Below are 19,802 nucleotides of genomic sequence, written 5' to 3'. Positions count from 1 at the left end.
CCCATCGCCGAGCTGTTCACGGCGCTGGGCCGCCACGGCAACCGCCCCGCGCACATCCACTTTTTGGTGGCGGCACCGGGCCTGCGCACGCTGACCACCCAGGTCAACATTCCGGGCGACACCTACATCGACGACGACTTCGCCTTCGCCACGCGCGACGGCCTGATCGTCGAACTCGAGAAGGGCGTGGCCCCGGCCGGCTACGAATCGCTGGGCGTCACCGCCCCGTTCACGCGCTCGCGCTTCAACTTCGTGATGCAAAAGGCTGTGAATGAGAACGAAGCCCTGCCGCTGACCCGCATGGAGCGCGTCGCCGGCTGAGCGCCTGCACACCACGGCCGCGGGAACCGCACCTGCCTACCTGCCGAACAGCCACCTTCCCCCGAAGGTGGCTTTTTTTCGTTGATGCTCCTCATTCAATAGCTGGCAGCGCTTACCCATCAAGCGTTTTGGGCATAAAACACTTGAAACCAATACCCCGCCTGGCCTGACCGGTGTGCCAGAGGCCGTCGGAGGCCTTATCCGATTTGCCTTGCCAGCGCCTGGAGCTCAGGGGCCACATCCCGCCGCAGCCAGTCCACATCCAACGCCCGGCCCTGAAACGTGCAGCTCAGTGCGGCCACTTCGAGGTTGTTGACACGGCCCAGGGGAACCGCCACCGCCTGCACGTCGGGCATCACTTCGCCCAAGGCGGTGCAACAGCCGAAGTGCGCATAGTCACGCAGGCTCTCCAACACCTTCGGGCCATAGCGCGACCACTGCGCGGGGTCCTTGATCTGCACCTGGTTGAGCAGGGCTTCGCGCGCTGCGGGGGTGCAACCCTGCAGGTAGGCCCGGCCGACTGCGGTGCCCAGAAGCGGATGGGCACTGCCCACATCGTGGGAATAGACAGCACGGTCAGACACCCGGATCACTTCGAGGTAGACCATGGACAGGCGGTCGCGGATGGCGACGGACACATTGCAACTGTGGCTTTTGGCCAGCTTCATCATCAATGGACGCGCCGCGCGGCGGAACGTGAACTGGGCCAGCAGCGGGTACCCGACGGACAGCGTCGCGGAACCGAGGCGGTATTTTCCGTAGTACTCGGTGGCGGTCAGATAGCCCAGGCACATCAACGTATAGGTGAGCCGCGACACCGTGGCCTTGGGCAGGTGCAGCATCTGCGCCAATTCGCTGTTGCCCAGGATGGGCCTTTCGGGCGAAAAGCAATGCAGCAGTTCCAGCCCGCGCGCCAGGGTCGTCGCGAATTGCTTGTCGCCCGCAAACTCCTCTAGTCCAACCGGTACCCGCCGACTGATGGTGTTTTCCATAGGTTCTGAAATAGCGATATCAAATGTGGAATATCGAAATATTAAGGCGGTTCTGAAGGCGCAGCTCCTACATTCGTTCAACGCTTCCCTGATGGAGCGCAAAAGGATGACGAACGTGGGTGCTATCACAACAGAACTGCCGGTGCACGACATTCCCGCGCTCAACGGCAACAACGCTCCGATTCAACAGGAAGACGTCTGGGACGATTTGCCGGTGATCGGCAAGGTGCCGGAGGACATGAACGGGCTGTACGTCCGCAACGGACCGAATGCCTACTTTCCCCCGACCTGGCGCTACCACGCGTACGACGGTGACGGCATGCTGCACGCCGTGCGCTTTGCCAAGGGCAGCGTGACCTACCGCAACAAGTGGATCTACACCGATGGACTGCGCGAGGAACAGGACGCAGGCGCACCGCTGTGGAAAGGCATCAAGGAGCCGCCGCGCAGCGACAGGCCGGATGCCCCGCTGAAGAATACCGCCAACACCGACGTGAAATACCATGCCGGCCACCTGCTGACCATGTGGTACCGGTCCGGCCTGCCCTATGCCGTCGATCCACACACCCTCGACACCGTGGGCCCTGAGACCTACGGGGGAGCGATCCAGCGCCTGTCGGCGCATTCGCGTCCGGACGAACACACGGGCGAGCTGATGTTCTTCGATTACGACACCAAGCCGCCGTACATGCGCTACGGCGTCGTCGGGCCCGACAGGCAATTGCGCCATTCCATCGACGTGCCGTTGGACCAGCCCGGGTTGCCGCACGACATGGCGATCACCGACAACTATTCCATCCTGCACGACTTTCCGCTGCGCCCCGACCCGCAAGCGTTGGCGTCGGGCCGCTATAAGGTGCGCTTCTTTGCCGACCAGCCGTCGCGGTTTGGCGTGGTTCCGCGCCATGGCCGTGCCGAGCAGATCCAGTGGTTTGAAGCCAAGCCCACCTACATGCTCCACGTGGTGAACGCCTGGGAGGAGGGCCGGGAAGTCGTGATGGTGGGAACGCCGTACCGCGTGCATGCGCGCGAGAGCGGCGAACCCGATGCCGAACGGCTGGAAAAAACCATCCACCAACGCCAGCGCGACTTTCAGCTCTATGAGTGGCGCTTTGATTTGCAGACAGGCAAGACCTGCGAGCGCGTCATCGACGACGTCCTCAACACCGAGTTTCCGGTGATCAACAGCGCCTACCAAGGCCGCAAGAACCGCTGGTCGTACCACGTGGTCTTCCCGCAGGGAGGGCGTGAAGAGCCACGCTTCCCCGGCCTGGTGAAGTACGACCTGGAGACCGGCGGCTACGTGGCCTACAGCGCGGGCCCGCAGTTCTTCTACAACGAGGCAGGCTTTGCCCCCCGCGACAACGCGACGTCGGAAGACGATGGGTACCTCGTCATGTTTGTCTGGAACCCCCACAGCGAGCAGTCCGAGATCCAGATCTTTGATGCCAAAGACGCCCGAATGGCCAACGGCCCGGTGGCTCGGGTGCTCCTGCCACGGCGGGTTCCGCACGGATTCCATGCCACGTACGTGAGCCAGGCAACTCTTGACAAATGGAAGTAAATAATGATCTTGGTAAGCCAGAAATCCATCGATGAGTACATGTCCAAAGGCTGGTGGGGCACGTTGACGCTTGGTGAGCATTTCCTCGATATGGCGGCAAAAAACGGCGCGGCATTTGCCGTGGCCGATCCGCCGAATCGCACCGAGCTTTTCGGTGGCGCGCCCCAAAACTGGAGCTGGGGCGCGCTGTGCGAGCAAGTCGGAGCCTTGTGTGCCGTGCTCCACGCGCAAGGGGTCGGCAAAGACGATGTGATCGTCGTGCAGCTTCCCAACTGCGTTCAGTTGCATGCGATTTACCTGGCCTGCGCGGTCAGCGGTGTCGTGGTCTCGCCGGTGCCGATGCAGTACCGGGCGCATGAGCTCGTGCATGTCGCCACAAGCACCGCGGCAAAAGGCGTCATCACGACGCAGCGGCTGGGCAAGTACCAGGCAGCGCATGAACTCGCACTCATGAAACCGCTGCTGCCCTCGGTGCAATGGATGTGGTCCTATGGCGACGGCTCCGGTCAGCCCCTGCCCGAGGGCGTGCAAGACCTCGACGCCCTGCTGCTGCAGACGCCCGCATGGGACGACGCTGGCATGCGTGCGCACATGGCGCGCATCGCTCTGACCGCCAACGACGTGTTCACCATTTGCTGGACTTCGGGCACCGAAGCGCGCTCCAAGGGCGTGCCGCGCAGCCACAACGAATGGCTGCTGGTCGGCGCGTCGGTCATCGATGCCGGTCAAATGCAGCCCGGCGCACAGATGGTGATTCCGTTCCCGTTTGTGAACATGGCCGGCATTTCCACCAGCCTCATCGTCTGGCTGTTGACGGGGGGCGGCCTGCACCACCACCACCCTTTCGACCTCAAGGTGTTCATCGGGCAGCTTCAGGACAACCCGACCGACTACACCGTTGCTGCCCCCGCGGTGTTGAGCATGCTCCTCAAGACCCCGGAGCTGCTCGATGGGGTGGACCTGAGCCGCCTCAAGCGCATTGGCTCCGGTGGTGGGCCGTTGGCCCCGTGGTTGGTGGAGCAGTTTGCGGCGCGCTTCGGCATCGAAGTCATCAACTATTTCGGCTCCAACGAGGGCGCTGCACTGTCGTCCACGCCCCAGGACATCCCCAACCAGCAACACCGCGCCAACTACTTTCCGCGCCTTGGCATCGACGGCTTCGCCTGGAAGGCGGTTCATGCGAACAAGGTCACCACGCGCCTGGTCGACGTGGAGACCGGAGAGGAAATCCATGCGCCGGGCAGGGTGGGCGAGCTGCGGTTCAAGGGACCGATGGTGTTCTCCGGCTACTTCAACAGCCCCGAGCTCACCGCGAAAGCGTTCGATGAACTCGGCTTCTACAAGACGGGCGATCTCTTTGACATCGCGGGCGACCGTGGGCAGTACTACCGTTTTGCGGGGCGCAGCAAGGACATCGTGGTGCGGGGCGGCATGAACATTTCATGCGAGGAAGTCGAAAGCCTGCTGCTGTCGCACCCCAAGGTGCGCGAGGTCGCCGTGATCGGCTGGCCCGACGACGTGCTCGGAGAGAAAGTCTGTGCCGTGGTGGTGCCCAGGGATGCCACGCAGACCCTTGAACTCGATGAGCTGGTTGCGTATCTCAAGAACGTGGGCAAAGTGGCTGCGTTCAAGCTGCCTGAGCGCATCGAGACGATCGGCGAACTGCCCCGCAATCCTGTGGGCAAGGTGCTCAAGCGTGTATTGCGGGAGCGGATGCAGGCGCCAACCACCGAAACAGCTGCCCCGGGCTCCGTGGCCCACCTTGCGAAGGCCTGAGCATGGCATCTTCCCCCCACACCCCGACGGCGGCTGGACAGGTGGCCCTGGTGTTGATCCCGGGCATGTTGAACACCACGGCCATCTGGCGCGGCGTGGTCGCCCGGCTCCAGGAAACCCTCGGCGAGACTGCGCGCATCCATGTTGTCGACGTGACGGTGCAATCCACCACGGAGGACATGGCGAGCGATGCCTGGCAATGCGTGCAGGATTTGCCAGCGGAAACGCCCTGCTTTGTGGCAGGCTTTTCGATGGGCGGCTATGTCGCTCTGGAAATGCTGGCCGACCAGCGCAGGCCGCTGGCTGGCGCATGGCTGGTGTCGACTTCTCCCCGGCCAGAAAGTGCCAGCACGGCGCCCCACCGCGAACAGGCCATCGCCGCCCTGGCAGCTGATTTCGAAGGCGCCATTCAAGCCACCGCGCGCTACGGCACCTATGGACGAGACGCTGAACAGCTCGAACCGCTGCTGCAGATGATGCGCGAGGTGGGCAGTGCAACCGCCATCCGCCAAACCCGCGCCATCATGCAGCGCCGCGACCTGCGCGATCGGATCAGGACGCTGTCGCTGCCCGTGCAGGTGCTCTGCGGCGAAGACGACCGCATCACGCCCAAAAAGCTGTCCGAAGAGCTTGCGGCACTGGTCCCCGGCGCCACGCTGCAGCTGGTGCCGCACGCGGGGCACATGCTTCCCTGGGAGCAGCCGGACCTCATCGCCGATGCGATGGGCCGCGCCCTCGCCGCTTCCGCGAAGAAGGGGGCCGGGGCATGCGACGTGCAGGCCCAGCCCAGCCCCGCGATGGCATCGGATGCAATGCCTGCTGCAGGCTTCGCAGCGCCCCAACCTTGACCCCACCAGCCATGCACACAGAAATTGTCGGACGCGTTCAGCCAACCATCACGCAATGGGATTCGCCCTTCATGAGTGGCGCGTTTGCGCCCAACTACGTGGAATACACAGCGACCGACCTGGAGGTGATCGGGACCGTTCCGCAGCGCCTCAATGGGGTGTACCTGCGCAACACCCAGAACCCGGTGCACCAGCCCTTGGGCGTGCACCATGCCTTCGACGGCGATGGCATGCTGCACCAGCTGAGTTTCAGGAACGGAAAGTGCGAGTACCGCAACCGTTTCCTTCGCACCAAGGGCTTTGAAGAAGAGCACAAGGCCGGACAGGCCCTCTATGCCGGCCTGATTGACAGCCCCCAACTCGCCCAGCGCGCTGGCTGGGGTGCGCGCGGCGGGCTGAAGGATACCTCGGCCACCGACGTGATCGTGCACGCGGGAACGGCGCTGACCACCTTCTACCAATGCGGGGAGCCGTACCGCTTTGATGCAAGAACCTTGGAGCCGCTGGGCGTGTCTGCCTGGGGCGCCCAGGTGCTCAAAGACAACGGGATCTCGGCACACCCCAAGGTCTGCCCGCGCACGGGCGATTTGCTGTTCTTCAATTACAGCAAGAACGCACCATATATGCACTACGGCGAGGTGGATGCGCGGGACAAACTGGTGCATTACGTGCCGGTCCCGCTGGCGGGTCCACGGCTGCCGCACGACATGGTGTTCACCGAAAATTTCGCGGTCCTCAGCGACTTTCCGCTGCACTGGGACGAGTCGCTGCTGCCGCAGGGCAAACACAAACTCCGCTATGACGGTGCGAAGCCCGCGCGGTTTGCCGTGGTGCCGCGGCGGCATGCGCCGCAAACGGGGGTGAAGTGGTTTGAAGCCAGCCCGACCTACGTGCTGCACTGGCTCAACGCATGGGAAGACGGCGACGAAATCGTCATGCACGGCTACCACCAGAAGTGGCCCATGCCCCAGGCCGGCTTCGACAACAAAGGCGCAACGCTGGGCCCGGGCCGCTATGGACCGACCATCTACGAATGGCGCCTGAACATGCGCACCGGTGCGGTCGTCGAGCGCCGCTTGCACGAGCAATACCTGGAGTTCGGCATGGTCAATGCCCAGTACTGGGGCAGGCCCTACCGCTACTCGTACAACATGGTGGCCCACCCCAACAGCTTCCTGTTTGACGGCATTTTGCGCTTTGACCACACCACGGGCGCAACGCAGGAATACCGGTTTGGCGAAGGCCGCTTTGGCAGTGAATCCCCGATGGCTCCAGCCGCTGGCGCGACGGCCGAAGACGACGGTTACGTCGTGAGCTTTGTGTCCGATATGCGGGCCGATCGGTCGGAATGCGTGGTGTTGGATGCGCGCGATCTGAGCCAGGGGCCCGTGGCGCGCATCATCTTGCCCCACCGCATCAGCAGCGGAACGCATGCGTGCTGGGCAGATGCCTCTGAACTGCGCGGCGAACAGCGCGCCTGAACCCGAAATTCAATGGAGACTATGGACATGACGCAGGCTACATACGTGTTGGGCGGCTACCAGACAGACTTTGCGAAAGCGTGGTCCCGGCAAGGGCAGGACCTCTCGGACATCGTGCGCGAAACCGTGCTCGGCGCGCTGCAGGCGTGCCAGATCGCGCCTGGGGCGATCGAAAGCATCCACGTGGGCAATGCCTTTGGTGAACTTCAGCGCCAGCAAGCGCACCTGGGCTCCATGGTGGCGCAGGTGGTTCCCGCGCTGAACGGCGTCGCGGCAATGCGCCACGAAGGCGCTTGCGCGTCATCGTCGCTGGGCGTGCTCAGCGCGATGGCCGAGATTGAATCAGGGCGCTACGACTGCGTCTTGGTGCTCGGCGTGGAAGAGTTCAAGAACACCTCGGGGCACGAAGCATCGCGCAACCAGAATGCCGCGTCCTGGCAAGGTCACGAAGAGATCGACTGCCAGTTCATGTGGCCTGCAGCGTTTGGACTCGTGGCGGCCGAATACGACAAGCGCTATGGCCTGGATCGCAAATACCTCAACCGCATTGCAGAGCTGAACTACGGCCATGCCAAGCACAATCCGTTGGCACAAACGCGCAGCTGGCAGTTCAACGAACTGAGCTTCACCGACGACGATGAGGCCAATCCGCTGATTGAGCCAGGAACACGCCGCCAGGACTGCGGGCAGGTCACGGACGGCGGCGCCGCGGTGGTGCTGGCATCTGAGCGTTTTGCCAAAGAGTACGCCGCCCGCACGGGCCAGCGCCTCGAAGATCTGGCGCGGATCACCGGTTGGGGACACCGCAACTCGGTGCTGCGCCTCAAGGACAAGTTCGCACTGAGCGAAGGTGAAGCCTATGTGTTTCCGCATGTGCGCCAAACCATCGAAGACGCATGGCGCCGCGCGGGCATCGACGGCATCGGCGATCTCAGCGGCATTGAGACCCACGATTGCTTCACGACCACGGAATATGTGGCGATCGACCACTTCGGCTTCACCGAGCCTGGCCAGAGCTGGCAAGCGGTGGAGGACGGCTCCATCGAGCGCGGTGGACGTTGCCCCATCAACATGAGCGGTGGCCTGATCGGTGGTGGGCATCCCGTGGGCGCGACAGGCGTGCGCATGGTGCTGGACTGCGCCAGGCAGGTCACCGGCAAGGCCGGGGCGACACAAATCCCGAACGCCCGCCGCATGCAAACGCTCAACATTGGTGGGTCTTTTGGCACCGTGGTGAGCTTCGTTGTGGAGCAAGGGCAGAAAGACCGAGAGCGGTGAAATCTCTGTTGCAGCCCGCTCATCGGCGCTGCGCCAGCGGCTGCAACCACCTGACCGCTCGATGGGCGGCAGGTGCGCACAGTGCGACTGGGCTCGGGACGTTGTGCCCAGGCTGGAGAAACACAGTCCGCGCGTTGAACAATGCGCTGGACTGGGTTTGAAAAGGGCGTGAACGCCGCCCAACGGGCGCGGAGATTTCAGAGAAAAAACCTGGCTCCGACATCCATAGGGATATCGGAGCCAGGTGGTATTTATTTTCAGGCGGCTTGGCGAACAGGCTCTGGCTGGGAGGCAACTGCAGCGGCGATGCTGTCCAGCTTCCGCACGACATCCTCGGGAGATACCGCCGGATCCGGGGTATGGGCATAAATATGCGTGTTGCGCTCTTTGCGGTCGAACCAGATGGCTTCCTTGCGGTGCTGGGGGGGCCGCTCTCGCGCCAGGTACACGATGGTGTCTGCGCCCTTGTCATGGTCACGCAATACCGATTTCAAAATCGCGACGAAGCGTGGCATGGAGCGGTTGACGCTGGCGGTGTCGACCCAGCCGGGGTGCATGGCATAAAACCTCTGGTTCAGATGGGATTGTTTCTCGCGCCAATATCCCATCACCATGACCTGTGCACGCTTGGCCAGGCCATAGGCCCGGGGGCCCATATAGCGGGCCGGATCGGTGATGTTCAGGTCGTCAACCACCATGCGATGGTTGTACATGCCGCCTGAAGCGACCTCGATCACGGTCGCGTCGTCCTTGAGGATTTTGTTATCGAGCAGACTTTTTACGAGAATGTGATGGCTGAGGATATTGGTCACAAACGAGAATTCCATTTTCTCGTCGGTCAGCACCATTTGGTGCTTTTGAATTCCCACATTGTCGATCAGAACATCCAACCGCTGGCCAGATTCCCGAATTTTTTCGACCAGCGCATACACCTCGCGGGTTTTGGAAAAATCGGCCGTCAGATAGGTGACTGGCACAGGCGATTGAACGCTTTGCGCAAAGGCCTGCAACTTGGCAGGATCGCGGGCAATGCAAATAACGTGCGCGCCGCCTTCGGCGCCCTTGCGTGCCGCAGCCGCGCCGATTCCTTCCGAGCCACCGGTCACCAGCCAGGTCTGGCCTTCAAATTTGTTGGGGCGATTCTTCCAGAAAATGCTCCGCAGGTGATATCCAATTGCGCTGTAGCTGGGAGTAAATCGGACGTAGAATTTGATGATTTTTGACAGCGGTGTTTTTGCCATTTTTTGACCCGATCAATTTGAGCTTCAGAACACAACAATTAATGGTTTGCAGGCTCTTGGACGGCGTTCAGCAATGTCGTGCGATCATAATATTCGCGCCAGTGGGAAATTTTGCTTCCGGAAAACTCAATAATCCCGGTTGTGGGGACAATGCGAGAAACCCCGTCCAGCACGATCTCGTCCTCGCGCTCAACAAAAAGAATACCGTTCGCTACCCCAATGGTACGGATATTCAGTTTTACACTTTTGTTGGGTTTTTCTGTCTTGCGCACACGCTCAAAGAAATTTTCTCGCCCGATGCAGGGCGCCAGCATGACGGAGTGTAAAATGCCGTCTTCCGCCATCAGGTCAGCACACGCTCTCCAGTCCTTTTTCTCCCAGCCGTCCTTCATGGCCATGAAAACACTGATTTTCATTTCGTCGCTGATTTGCGGTTCCGTCATGTCTTCTCCTTCAGGTTATGTTCCAATTTAAAAGAAGAGCCGGATGCTGGACGCTCTTCTTCATACCGATTCATTACATTCGCATCGCGCAGCTTTCACAACTTGAAGTCATTGAATTTCCCAATGGATGAGAAGAAACCGGCTGTCCTGGGGACGCAAAGCGCCAGCAAAGTACTGCGTTTGCTGAGGATCGTGGGCGCGCAACATGCCAAGGGCATTCGCCTCAAGGACCTGATCGAAGCATCGCAAATCGACAAATCCACGGTGCACCGACTCTTGCTGTGCCTGCTTGAGGAAGGTTTCGTGGAAAAAATCGGTTCGTCCAAAAGTTACCGTCTGGGCATCGAAACCCTGCAGTGGGGATTCTCTTCTGCGGGCATGGACGCGCTGTCGGAAAAATTCCGGCCTACGTTGATGCGCCTGGCGCGCATCACCGACGACGCGGTCTTCCTCATGGTCCGAAGTGGAGACTATGTGGTGTGCCTGAGCCGTGTGGAAGGCGACCACACGACCCGCGCCTATGTGGTCGAGGTCGGGGTGCGGCGACTGCTGGGCGCCAGTGCGGCGGGTATCGCCATGCTTGCCAAGCTGCCCGACGAAGAAGTGAACGCCCTGCTGGCAAGGCACGAGGCAGAGTACATCCGGCACCAATACCCCATCGCGGCACTGAAGAAACTGGTGATGCGTGCGCGCGTGCAGGGCTACTCGGAAGTGTCCGACGCCCGGATCGCTGCCGATGGGCTGGGCTGTGCCTTCCCCATGACGGACAACACCTGGGCCGGCCTGAGCATCGCTGTGGCGCAACACCGCTCCACCCCGGAGCGGCTCAAAGAACTGTCTCAACTGCTGCTGGACGAGGTTTCGCGGGTGGCGGCCGGGCCGGTTTGACTGGCACGCGCAACGGGAAGAGACACAGGCAAAAAGCCCTTCAGCACCCACCGGGGACTGAAGGGCTCAAGTCACTCAGCCTGTTCAGAATTGGGGTGGCCGCCCGGGCAGCCACCGCGCCGGATGGCGTTAGAAACGGTGGCGGATACCCAGCGACACACCCGACTGGTTCGTGGAGCCGACTGCCAGTGTGCTGAGCGCTGCGAAGTTGAGCCCCCCATTTTTTGCATGCGCCGCCGCGCCGTAGAGGTCGGTGCGCTTCGACAACGCGTAGATCGCTTGCAGCGTGAGCTGCTGTTGACGCGGTTGGTTGCCTGCGCCGGCGCGCTGCTTGATGTCGTCCAGGTAGTACGCGGCATTGAGCGTCAGGGCGCCGGTCGCCTGGTAGTTCACACCCAGCCAGAAGAAATCATCGCGCAGCGCGACGCCTCCCGCAGCGTCCTTGCTCTCGCCCCAGCGGTAGCCGGTGGACAGGCGTACCGCGGGTGTGAACTGGTAGGCCGCGCCGAGTGCCACCTTGCGTGCACGCGAGTGGGCTCCGTTGACGTCGGCGCCGTTCTGCTGGTCGAACGCCAGCGTGGCCATCAGATCCTTGTTGGCATAGCTGAAATGCCCCCCCCATGCAGCGCTTGCGGACGTGGAGGACGTTTGCTCGCCAAATGCGTAGTGCACTTGCGCGCTCAAGGCGTCCGCATTGAAACGGTATTTGACGGAGTTGTCGTTGCGCAGGCCGCCCAGCAGGGGGCTGAACGGTTCGTAGGCGCCAGCGTAGGCCAGCGGGACGATGAACAGCAACGCGTCAAACAACGATGTGTACTGCCGGCCCAGCGTCACACGGTGGTTGGCGCTTTGCAATCCGACAAAAGCGCCGCGATTGAAAAACTTTGCGGCATCCGCATTGGTGCCGGTGTCGGAATTGAACCCATGCTCCAAGGTGAAAATCGCTTTCAAACCACCGCCCAGGTCTTCCACGCCGCGAAAACCCACGCGCGGCCCTTGCAAGCCAGAGTTGCTCATGCGCAGCAGGGACGCGGACTCATTGCCTCCTTTGGGCTGGTGATTCACATACTCGATATTCGTATCAATGATCCCGTACAGGGTCAGTTGGGACTGCGCCCAGGCGGCGGGCGCCAATGCCAGAATGGCAAGTGGCCAGGCTTTTGCAAATTTATTTTTGGTCATTATCGGTCTCCTGATGGTATTGGAATGATTTTATATTTCGATGCCACTGTCTTTGATGAGGCGCCCCCAACGTGCATTCTCTTCACTCAGCTGCTTTTGAAAGTCTGCTGTCGACTTGCCTCCCGCCACATAACCCAAATCCTTGAATCGCGATTGAATTTCCGGAAGATTCATGATCTTGATGGAAACTTCGCGAATGTTCTGGATGATTTCAGGCGGGGTATTCTTGGGCACAAAGAACCCCGCCCAGGTCGGTAATTCAAAACCCGAATACCCTTGCTCGGCCAGTGTGGGAATGCTGGGCGTCAGTGGAGAACGCTCCGTGCCGGTGACCGCGATGAGTTTGATTTTTCCGGTCGGTATCAGGGCATTCAGCGTCACCAGGTCCAGAATTGTCATGGTGATTTCACCGGACGCCAGCGCCATGCTGACCTGGGCCGAACCTTTGTAGGGAACATGTAGCATGTCCAGGTTCGAAACTTTATTCAACTGATTGCCAAGGATGTGGGAGGTAGACCCATTTCCAATCGAACCATATATGTGGGTCTTTGGATTGGCCTTGACTTCCTTTACCAGTTCCGTGAAATTATTGGCACTGGTCTTCTGGGTGCTGACGGCAATCCACAAGGGGCTCTTGACCAAATCCACCACAGGCTTGATGTCATTGAACGGATCGTAGGGCAGCTTGTTGAAGAGGTAATAAGTCTGCAGTAGCAATGGGATGGTCAGCAGGATGGTATTGCCATCCGGCTTTGCCTTGGCAACAAAATCTGTACCAATGGTTGTGCTGCCGCCCGGCTTGTTTTCGACAATGATGGTGCGACGCATCTCCGTCGCCATCTTTTCTGCGAAAATGCGCCCCAAGACATCGCCGCCACCGCCGGGCGCAAATGGCACCACAATGCGCATCAACGCATTACTTTGAGCCCAAGCGTGACCGCCTGAAAATACGGCGGCCCCTGCCCCGGCTAAAACCTTGGTGAACTGCCTGCGGCTCAAATTCGGCATTTTTGTCTCCAATTGATCAATATCAAAGTAACTACCCAGTAGAGGTGTATGCGTAACTGAATTTAGGTGCAGCTGTTCTTCTGCAGCGCAGGAAAAACAGGGTTTTCTCACCCCTTGGGATTACTCGGGGTATCTACTAGGTGGAACGGAGGATGTGGCAAGGGCGGAGCCAAAAGTGGCGTGCGACAGCGGCCCACCTGCAAGGTCGGCAGAGGCACTCCTCCCGCGCACTGCGGCCCCCAGCGTCGGCAGACCACGCCGTCCTCAGCCTCCGCAAACGGCAGAACTGCGGCGTGCGGGCGATTGCACGGCCAGTGCAGCGCTCATCCGCCACCCTCCGCCGGGAGCTGCAGCGCAATGGCAATCCCTGCGGCGATGGGCCGGGGTGGCGTCACGGCGCAGGCCGCTCCGAGACCCCCGCCGCATCAAAGCTGGCCATTTCGCGCAGAACTGCGCAGGCCGACTGCAAGAGCGGCCAGGCCAGCGCCGCGCCCGAGCCCTCGCCCAGACGCAGGCCCAGGTCCAGCAGCGGCCGGGCCTGCAGTTGCGCCAGCAGATGCGCATGGCCCGGCTCGGCAGAGCCGTGGGCGAACACGCAGCGCTGCAGCACGTGGGGCTGCAGGCGCGCGGCGACCACCACGGCGGCGCCGGTGATGAAGCCATCGACGACGATCACGCGGCGCTCTGACGCGGCCTGCAGCACGGCGCCCACGAGCGTGGCGACCTCGAAGCCGCCCAGGGCCGCAAGGGCGTCGAGCGGTTCGACGGCGCGTTCATTGGCCGCCAGCGCCTGCGCCAGCACGGCGCGCTTGCGCGCCACGCCCGCAGCGTCCAGGCCGGTGCCGGCGCCAGTGCAGTCCTCCAGCGCAACGCCGCACAGCCGCGCGAGCAGCAGAGACGCCACCGAGGTGTTGCCTATGCCCATTTCGCCGAGCAGCAGGGCATTGCCGCTCAATCCGCGCACGACCTCCCGGCCGTTGTCGATCGCCTGCGCGCACTGCGCAGCGCTCATAGCGGGGCCGGTGGACGCATCCTGCGTGCCGCGCGCCACCTTGCGCAGCAGCAGTTGCGGCTGGCCCGGCGCAGCGGCGCGCGGGGCGATGTCGCGCGCCACGCCGCAATCGACCACGGTGAGCGCCAGGCCGTGCTGGCGCGCCAGCACGCTCACGGCGGCGCCGCCGGCCAGAAAGTTCTCGACCATCTGCCAGGTCACGTCGCTCGGGTAGGCCGAGACGCCGCGCGCCGCCAGGCCGTGGTCGCCGGCGCAGACCAGCATTTGCGGGTGTTCGAGCTGCGGCGCCTCGCTGCCGAGGATCTGGCCGAGGCGCAGCGCCAGTTGCTCGAGGCGGCCCAGCGCGCCCAGGGGCTTGGTCTTGCGGTCGATGCGGTGCTGCAGGCGCGCGCTCAGCGCGGCGTCGTGCAGGTCGGGGATGCTGGGAATCGTGCAGGCGAGGGACATGGAAAGCATTCAGCGGTGGATCAGGGATTGCAGGACGCCGGGCGCAAAGTGCGCCTCCAGCGCATCGGCCAGGCCGTCGAACACGGCGTCGAGCGTGCGCACGGGCGCGTCGCCCGGTGTGGAAAACAGGGCCTGCAGCGCGGCCGGGTCCTCGAACAGGCCGTGCAGGTACAGGCCCAGCACGTTGCCGGCGCGGTTCTGCCAGGCCAGACCTGGAATCGCTTCGCGTGCCACGTCGCCCGCAGCCGCCATGGCGGTGTGCTGCGCGGTCTGGCCGTGGTGGATTTCGTAGCCTGCCACCTGCACGCCCGACAGCGCCGCCCACGGGCCGGCCGCGAGCGCGCCAAAGCGCGCCTGGGTCTGGCGTACCGTCTTGGCGGGCTCGAACACGGTGACCAGCGGCAGCAGGCCGAGGCCCGGGCCGTTGCCGTCGATGCCGTCGGGGTCGATCAGCGCCTCGCCCAGCATCTGCAGGCCGCCGCACACGCCCAGTACGGCGCCGCCGCGCGCGGCGTGGGCGGCAATGGCGCTGTCCAGGCCCTGCGTGCGCAGCCAGGCCAGGTCGGCCGCCGTGGCCTTCGAGCCGGGCAGCACGATCCAGTCGACACCGGCCACGTCGGCCGGACTGCGCGCCCAGCGCAGGCGCACGCCGGGCAGGTTCTTGAGCGGCTGGAATTCGTCCAGGTTGCTGATGCGCGGCGTGGCGATGACGGCGATGGTGGTGTGCACCGTGCCGCCCGTGCTGCTGCGGTCGTCGAACACGCCGTCTTCCTCGGGCAGGCCGTGCTGCCACCACATCGGGATGGTGGCGACGGTGGGCACGCCGGTCAGCGCTTGCAGCATCTGCGGCGCGGGCGCCAGCAAGGCGGCGTCGCCGCGGAACTTGTTGAGCACAAAACCGTTGATCAGCGCACGCTCGTCCTCGGGCAACAGCGCCCAGGTGCCGTACAGGTGCGCAAACGCGCCGCCGCGGTCGATGTCGGTCACCAGCAGGCAGCGCGCCTGCGCATGGCGCGCCACGCGCATGTTGACGATGTCGCTGGCGTGCAGGTTGATCTCGGCCGGCGAGCCGGCGCCCTCGATCACCACCACGTCGTTCTCGGCGCGCAAGGCGTCGAGCGCGGCGGCGATCTGCGGCCAGACCTTCTCGCTGCGGCCGCGCCAGGGCAGCGCCGTGAGTTCGGCGCTCACCTGCCCCATCAGCACGACCTGGCTGTGCGTGTCGGCCTCGGGCTTGAGCAGGAGCGGGTTCATGCGCACCTCGGGCGTGGCGCGCGCGGCCAGGGCCTGGAAGTACTGGGCCGATCCGATCTCGCCCAACTGGCCGTCAGGCCCCGCCACGACGCGCGCGTTGTTGCTCATGTTCTGCGCCTTGAAAGGCGCCACCTTCAGGCCCTGGCGCCCGTACCAGCGGCACAGCGCGGTGGTCAGCCAGCTTTTGCCCGCGCCGCTGGTAGTGCCCAGCACCATCACGCAGCGCGCGGGGCCGGGGGTCGTCTTGTGGAAGGGTGCGGTGGTGGTCATGGGTTCATGGTGTGAGCGGCGGCGCGGCTTGCCGGGCGGCGCCAGGCGGGTGTCAGGCCAGCAGCCCCCGGATCATCGGCAGCGCCAGTTCGGTGGCGCGCTCGCCTTCGTCGATGGCACTGGCGCCGCGGTGGAAGTCCATGGCCCCGAGGTCGGGCAGGCGCGGGCGGATCATCGCGTCGGCCGGCTCACCGGCCAGGCGGCTCTGCGTGATGCGCACCTGCATGATGTTCAGGCTCGCGCTCATCACGCCCAGCATGGACGGCATGGCAGCGGACTTTGGCGTTCCGTTGAAGGGCCACATGCGGGCCAGCAGCGCCTCCAGCCGGCCGCTGTGCGTCAAGGCCGTGGCCTGCTTGACCTGCTCGGCCTCTTTCTCGGAGGCCGCTTTCTGGAGGGGCGGACGGCGCCGCGTCACCAGCTCCCAGTTCAGGTCGACCGCGATCACGATGTCGGCGCCCATGGCGCGGCACAGCGACACGGGCACCGGGTTGACCAGGCCGCCGTCGACCAGCAGGCGACCATCGTGCTGCGCCGGGGTGAAGAGCCCGGGCAGCGCGATCGAGGCGCGCACCGCGTCGATCACCGGGCCCTCGCGCAGCCAGACCTCGCGGCCGCTGGCCAGGTCGGTGGCCACGCAGCCAAAGGCCTTGGGCAGCTGCTCGATGCCGGGGTCGTCGTACTGCGAGCGGAAAAAATGCGCCAGCTTGCCCCCGGCCATCAGCCCGCCGCCGAGCTTCCAGTCGAGCAGGCCCACCACCGACTGCCACTTCAGGCCCCGCACCCAGGGCTCCAGGCGCCCGTGTTCGCCGGCGGCATAGGCCGCGCCCACGAGCGCGCCAATCGACGTGCCGCAAACGATGTCGGGAGCTATGCCGGCGCGCTCGAGCGCGTTGATCACGCCAATGTGCGACCAGCCGCGCGCCGAGCCACTGCCGAGCGCCAAGCCGATGCGGGGGGGTTTGGGTTGCAAAAGGGTTCTCCTGATCAGACGTTCTGAGGGGGCTTGCGAAGGCGGCGGCCGAGTGGCCCGTTGGCAGGCTGGGCAGTGGCCTGAATTTACCGCGTACGCTGCGCGGACCGCGCCCACCGCCCGGTGTTGGGACCGCGCCAGGCCTCAGCGCCCCTTCCCAGCCAGCCACGCCCAGCGCAGCGCGTCCTGCGACGCCGGAGGCAGCACGCCCAGGCGCACGGTGCCGGGCAGGCCGAACGAGCGGCAGTCGCGCACCTGGATGCCGTGCGTGCGCAGGTGCCGTACAGCGGCCTGCACATCAGCCGCGGGAACCTGGGCACAGAAATAGTTGGCCTGACTGCCAGTCACCACGGCCCAGCCGAGGTCGGCGCACAGCGCCTGCTGGCGCGCCTTCCAGTCGCGCAGCACGGGCAGGCAGTGGGCCAGCCAATGCTGGGTGGCGGGATCGGCCCAGCAGTCCAGCAAGGCGACGCCGTGCGCGCCGACGAGCCACGATGGCGCCAGGGCATGGAGCGCGGCCACATCGGCGTCCGCACCGGGCGGCGCAATCGCGTAGGCGGCGCGCACGCCGGTCAGGCCCAGCGCCTTGTTGGGCGTCCAGAACTGCCACGTGGCCAGGCCGGTGTCCGGCACCTCCCAGGCGCGGGGGCCGGCAACGCCGTGTCCGGTGTGCAGGCGCAGCGGCGCATAAGCGCAGTCGAGCACGCGCAGGGCACCGGCCGCCGCGTGTTCGGACGCCCCAGAGCGCGCGCCGCGCCACGCGGCCCATGCCGGGTCGGCGCCGCCGAGCGGACTCGACGGATCGCACGCCCAGTGCAGGCCGGCTGCGGCGTGGCCGGCGTCCGCCGGCCGCAACAGCCGCAGGCCGCGCGCCTGCGCCGCCTGGGCGTAGTCGCCATAGCTGTGCGCCGGCAGCGCCACGGCGCGCACGCCGCGCTGCGCCGCCAGAGCGGTCACGCGGTGGATGAACTCGCTGGCGCTGGCGGCCAGCACGATGCGCGCCGGCGCCACGCCGTGGAAGGCCGCCAGGCGCGCGCGCAGGTGGGTGTAGGCCGGGTCGGGGTAGCGCGTGGCGTCGGCCTGCTGCACGGCGGCGAGCGCCTGCGGGCACGGGCCGCAGGCGTTGCTGTTGGTGGAGAAGTCGTGCCGCGCCGCACCCAGCGCGTCGGGGCCGCCGTGCACGGGCTGCGCTGGGGCCAGCGCGCCGGGCATGTCGGGTTCTTGCGCCAGATCAGCCATGGTGCAGCATCCCAATCACTATCAAAACAAGAGCTGTCAGCGCAAGCAGGACAAGCGCCATAGCCACTTTTGACACCAATGCTTGCGCCCGCTGCGCATCGCCTTGCGTGGGCGCACGCCCGGTCGCGTGCAGGCAGTACGCGCCCGGCTTGGACAGGCGCACGCCGAGCGCCAGCGCCATCGCCGCCATCGGCCAGCCGCTGTTGGGCGAGGGCGTGCGCCGCGCCTCGCGCGCCAGCGCACGCAGCGGCACGCCGCCGGCGGCCAGGGCCAGCAGCAGCGCGGTCAGGCGCGCCGGCAGCCACGACAGCGCGTCGTCGGCGCGCGCGGCCCATTTGCCGGCCCACTGCCAGTAGCGCCCGCCGCGCAGGCCGGGGTAGCCCCACATGGCGTCGGCGGTGTTGGCCAGGCGGTACAGCGCGGCGCCCGGCAGGCCGAGCAGCACGAACCAGAACAGCGGCGCGACCACCGAGTCGTTGAGGTTCTCGGCGAGCGACTCGATGGCGCTCTGGCGCACCTCGTCGGCACTCAACTGCGCGACGTCGCGGCTGACCAGCCAGGCCAGCCGCGCACGCCCGGCGCCGAGCGATTCTCCCAGCGCCGCCTCGACGGCGCGCACCTCGCTTTGCAGCAGCGCCAGCGCCAGCAGCGGCTTGAGCAGCAGCCCCAGCAGCAGCGCGGTCAGGCCGCAGCGCGCCGCGGCCTGCAGCGCATTGGCGGGCGGCACGGGCACCCAAGCGCCCAGCACGGCCGCCTGCAGCAGCACGGAAACGACTAAAACCATAGCAGCCAGCGCAGACCAGGCAAGGGCTGCAAGCCAAAAACACTTCCAGTCACGGCCCGTGGCGGCGGCCGGTGCAATGCGCTGGCCCAGTGCGCCCAGCGCGCGGCCCATCCACACGACCGGGTGCCAGCGCGCGGGCGGCTCCCCCCAGCGCGCGTCCACCGCCAGCGCCACCAGCAGCGCCAGCAGCACGCAGGCGGCGCCCGGCAGCGGCTGTGCGGCCAGCGGGTGCAGCAGCGCAAATAGGTCCATTCAATGCCTTGGGACGACGGCGGGCTCGTTCATGCCGTCTCAGTCCTCGATGCCGCGCTGCGCCGGAATGCCGGCCTGGAAGGCGTGCTTAACCAGCGCCATCTCGGTCACGGTGTCGGCCAGTTCGATGATCTCCGGCGGGCAGCGCCGGCCCGTGAGCACCACGTGTACGTCCTTGGGGCGGCTGCGCAGCGTCTCCAGCACGGGTTCGAGCGGCAGCCAGCCATAGATCAGCGGGTAGGTGATTTCGTCGAGCACAACCAGGAAATGCCCGCCCGCGAGGATCGCCGCGCGCGCCTTCTCCCAGCCGTCGCGCGCGAGCTGCGCCGAGTGCTCCAGGTCCTGGCTCTTCCAGCTGAAGCCGTCGCCCAGGCCCTCGATGGGGATGCCGATCTGTTCGAACATGCGGTGCTCGCCAAAGCGCGCCGTCGGCACCTTCATGAACTGGAAAATCTTCACGGCCTTGCCACGCCCGTGCGCGCGCAGCGCCAGGCCGAACGCGGCCGTGCTCTTGCCCTTGCCGTTGCCGGTGTGGACGATGACCAGGCC

At 64.8% G+C, this 19,802-nt stretch carries 17 protein-coding genes and 1 pseudogene; 7 read left to right on the top strand and 11 right to left on the bottom strand.

The annotated features are described in order from the left end of the window. Positions 1–321, top strand: a pseudogene (locus B2J89_RS05760) (catechol 1,2-dioxygenase); the annotation flags it as partial. 197 nt (positions 322–518) lie between these two features. Here the strand turns inward: B2J89_RS05760 and B2J89_RS05755 are convergent. Beyond that, entirely contained in the window at positions 519–1,313 is a 795-nt protein-coding gene (locus tag B2J89_RS05755; protein ID WP_169168271.1) for an IclR family transcriptional regulator, read from the bottom strand. Between the two features lie 115 nt (positions 1,314–1,428). Between B2J89_RS05755 and B2J89_RS05750 the strand changes: the two genes are divergently transcribed. Genes B2J89_RS05750 through B2J89_RS05730 form a run of 5 tightly spaced genes read left to right on the top strand, consistent with a single transcriptional unit; the run spans position 1,429 to position 8,260 of the window. Beyond that, a complete protein-coding gene (locus B2J89_RS05750) occupies positions 1,429–2,877 on the top strand; it encodes a carotenoid oxygenase family protein (RefSeq protein WP_371809041.1) in 1,449 nt (482 codons plus the stop codon). 3 nt (positions 2,878–2,880) lie between these two features. Next, on the top strand, positions 2,881–4,653 hold the full coding sequence (locus B2J89_RS05745; protein ID WP_169168269.1) for a class I adenylate-forming enzyme family protein: 1,773 nt from the start codon (positions 2,881–2,883) through the stop codon (positions 4,651–4,653). A gap of 2 nt (positions 4,654–4,655) precedes the next feature. Continuing rightward, positions 4,656–5,501 (top strand): alpha/beta fold hydrolase, encoded by an 846-nt coding sequence (locus B2J89_RS05740; RefSeq protein WP_169168268.1) that lies wholly within the window; start codon positions 4,656–4,658, stop codon positions 5,499–5,501. An 11-nt stretch (positions 5,502–5,512) separates the two neighbouring features. Beyond that, positions 5,513–6,982 (top strand): carotenoid oxygenase family protein, encoded by a 1,470-nt coding sequence (locus B2J89_RS05735; protein WP_169168267.1) that lies wholly within the window; start codon positions 5,513–5,515, stop codon positions 6,980–6,982. A 21-nt stretch (positions 6,983–7,003) separates the two neighbouring features. Continuing rightward, the gene (locus tag B2J89_RS05730; protein ID WP_240964752.1) at positions 7,004–8,260 is read left to right on the top strand and encodes an acetyl-CoA acetyltransferase; all 1,257 of its coding nucleotides are present in this window, start codon (positions 7,004–7,006) and stop codon (positions 8,258–8,260) included. 257 nt (positions 8,261–8,517) lie between these two features. Here B2J89_RS05730 and B2J89_RS05725 read toward each other — a convergent pair whose 3' ends face one another. Together B2J89_RS05725 and B2J89_RS05720 are read right to left on the bottom strand one after the other, a co-directional pair. Beyond that, positions 8,518–9,501 carry an SDR family NAD(P)-dependent oxidoreductase gene (locus B2J89_RS05725; RefSeq protein ID WP_169168266.1) on the bottom strand — a complete coding sequence of 328 codons (984 nt, stop codon included), beginning with the start codon at positions 9,499–9,501 and terminating at the stop codon, positions 8,518–8,520. 38 nt (positions 9,502–9,539) lie between these two features. Then, positions 9,540–9,944: a limonene-1,2-epoxide hydrolase family protein gene (locus tag B2J89_RS05720; RefSeq protein ID WP_169168265.1), complete on the bottom strand. Its 405-nt coding sequence runs from the start codon at positions 9,942–9,944 to the stop codon at positions 9,540–9,542. Between the two features lie 123 nt (positions 9,945–10,067). On the opposite strand from B2J89_RS05720, the gene B2J89_RS05715 reads away from it, so the two are divergent. Continuing rightward, entirely contained in the window at positions 10,068–10,832 is a 765-nt protein-coding gene (locus B2J89_RS05715; protein WP_169168264.1) for an IclR family transcriptional regulator, read from the top strand. 129 nt (positions 10,833–10,961) lie between these two features. On the opposite strand, the gene B2J89_RS05710 is transcribed toward B2J89_RS05715, so the two are convergent. The 8 genes from B2J89_RS05710 to cobO form a co-directional block, all read right to left on the bottom strand. Further along, positions 10,962–12,014, bottom strand: a complete 1,053-nt coding sequence (locus B2J89_RS05710; RefSeq protein WP_169168263.1) for a porin — start codon at positions 12,012–12,014, stop codon at positions 10,962–10,964. A gap of 30 nt (positions 12,015–12,044) precedes the next feature. Further along, a complete protein-coding gene (locus tag B2J89_RS05705; RefSeq protein WP_169168262.1) occupies positions 12,045–13,022 on the bottom strand; it encodes a tripartite tricarboxylate transporter substrate binding protein in 978 nt (325 codons plus the stop codon). A gap of 391 nt (positions 13,023–13,413) precedes the next feature. Next, positions 13,414–14,481, bottom strand: coding sequence for a nicotinate-nucleotide--dimethylbenzimidazole phosphoribosyltransferase (gene cobT, locus B2J89_RS05700; protein WP_169168261.1), 1,068 nt, complete (start codon positions 14,479–14,481; stop codon positions 13,414–13,416). A 9-nt stretch (positions 14,482–14,490) separates the two neighbouring features. Next, complete coding sequence (locus B2J89_RS05695; RefSeq protein WP_169168260.1) at positions 14,491–16,005, bottom strand: cobyric acid synthase; 1,515 nt, start codon at positions 16,003–16,005, stop codon at positions 14,491–14,493. Between the two features lie 52 nt (positions 16,006–16,057). After that, positions 16,058–16,978, bottom strand: coding sequence for a patatin-like phospholipase family protein (locus B2J89_RS05690; protein WP_169168259.1), 921 nt, complete (start codon positions 16,976–16,978; stop codon positions 16,058–16,060). 144 nt (positions 16,979–17,122) lie between these two features. After that, a complete protein-coding gene (locus B2J89_RS05685; protein ID WP_240964751.1) occupies positions 17,123–18,217 on the bottom strand; it encodes an aminotransferase class I/II-fold pyridoxal phosphate-dependent enzyme in 1,095 nt (364 codons plus the stop codon). Beyond that, positions 18,210–19,253, bottom strand: coding sequence for an adenosylcobinamide-phosphate synthase CbiB (gene cbiB, locus B2J89_RS05680; protein ID WP_169168258.1), 1,044 nt, complete (start codon positions 19,251–19,253; stop codon positions 18,210–18,212). Before cbiB ends, B2J89_RS05685 begins: the two co-directional genes overlap by 8 nt. Positions 19,254–19,292: 39 nt before the next feature. After that, on the bottom strand, positions 19,293–19,802 hold a 510-nt coding region (gene cobO / locus B2J89_RS05675), incomplete at its 5' end, for a cob(I)yrinic acid a,c-diamide adenosyltransferase (protein WP_169168257.1).

This window comes from Acidovorax sp. SRB_24 (genome assembly GCF_012931925.1).
The sequence above is the reverse complement of the archived record's forward strand: the minus strand, read 5'-3'. Positions and strand labels throughout refer to the sequence as shown.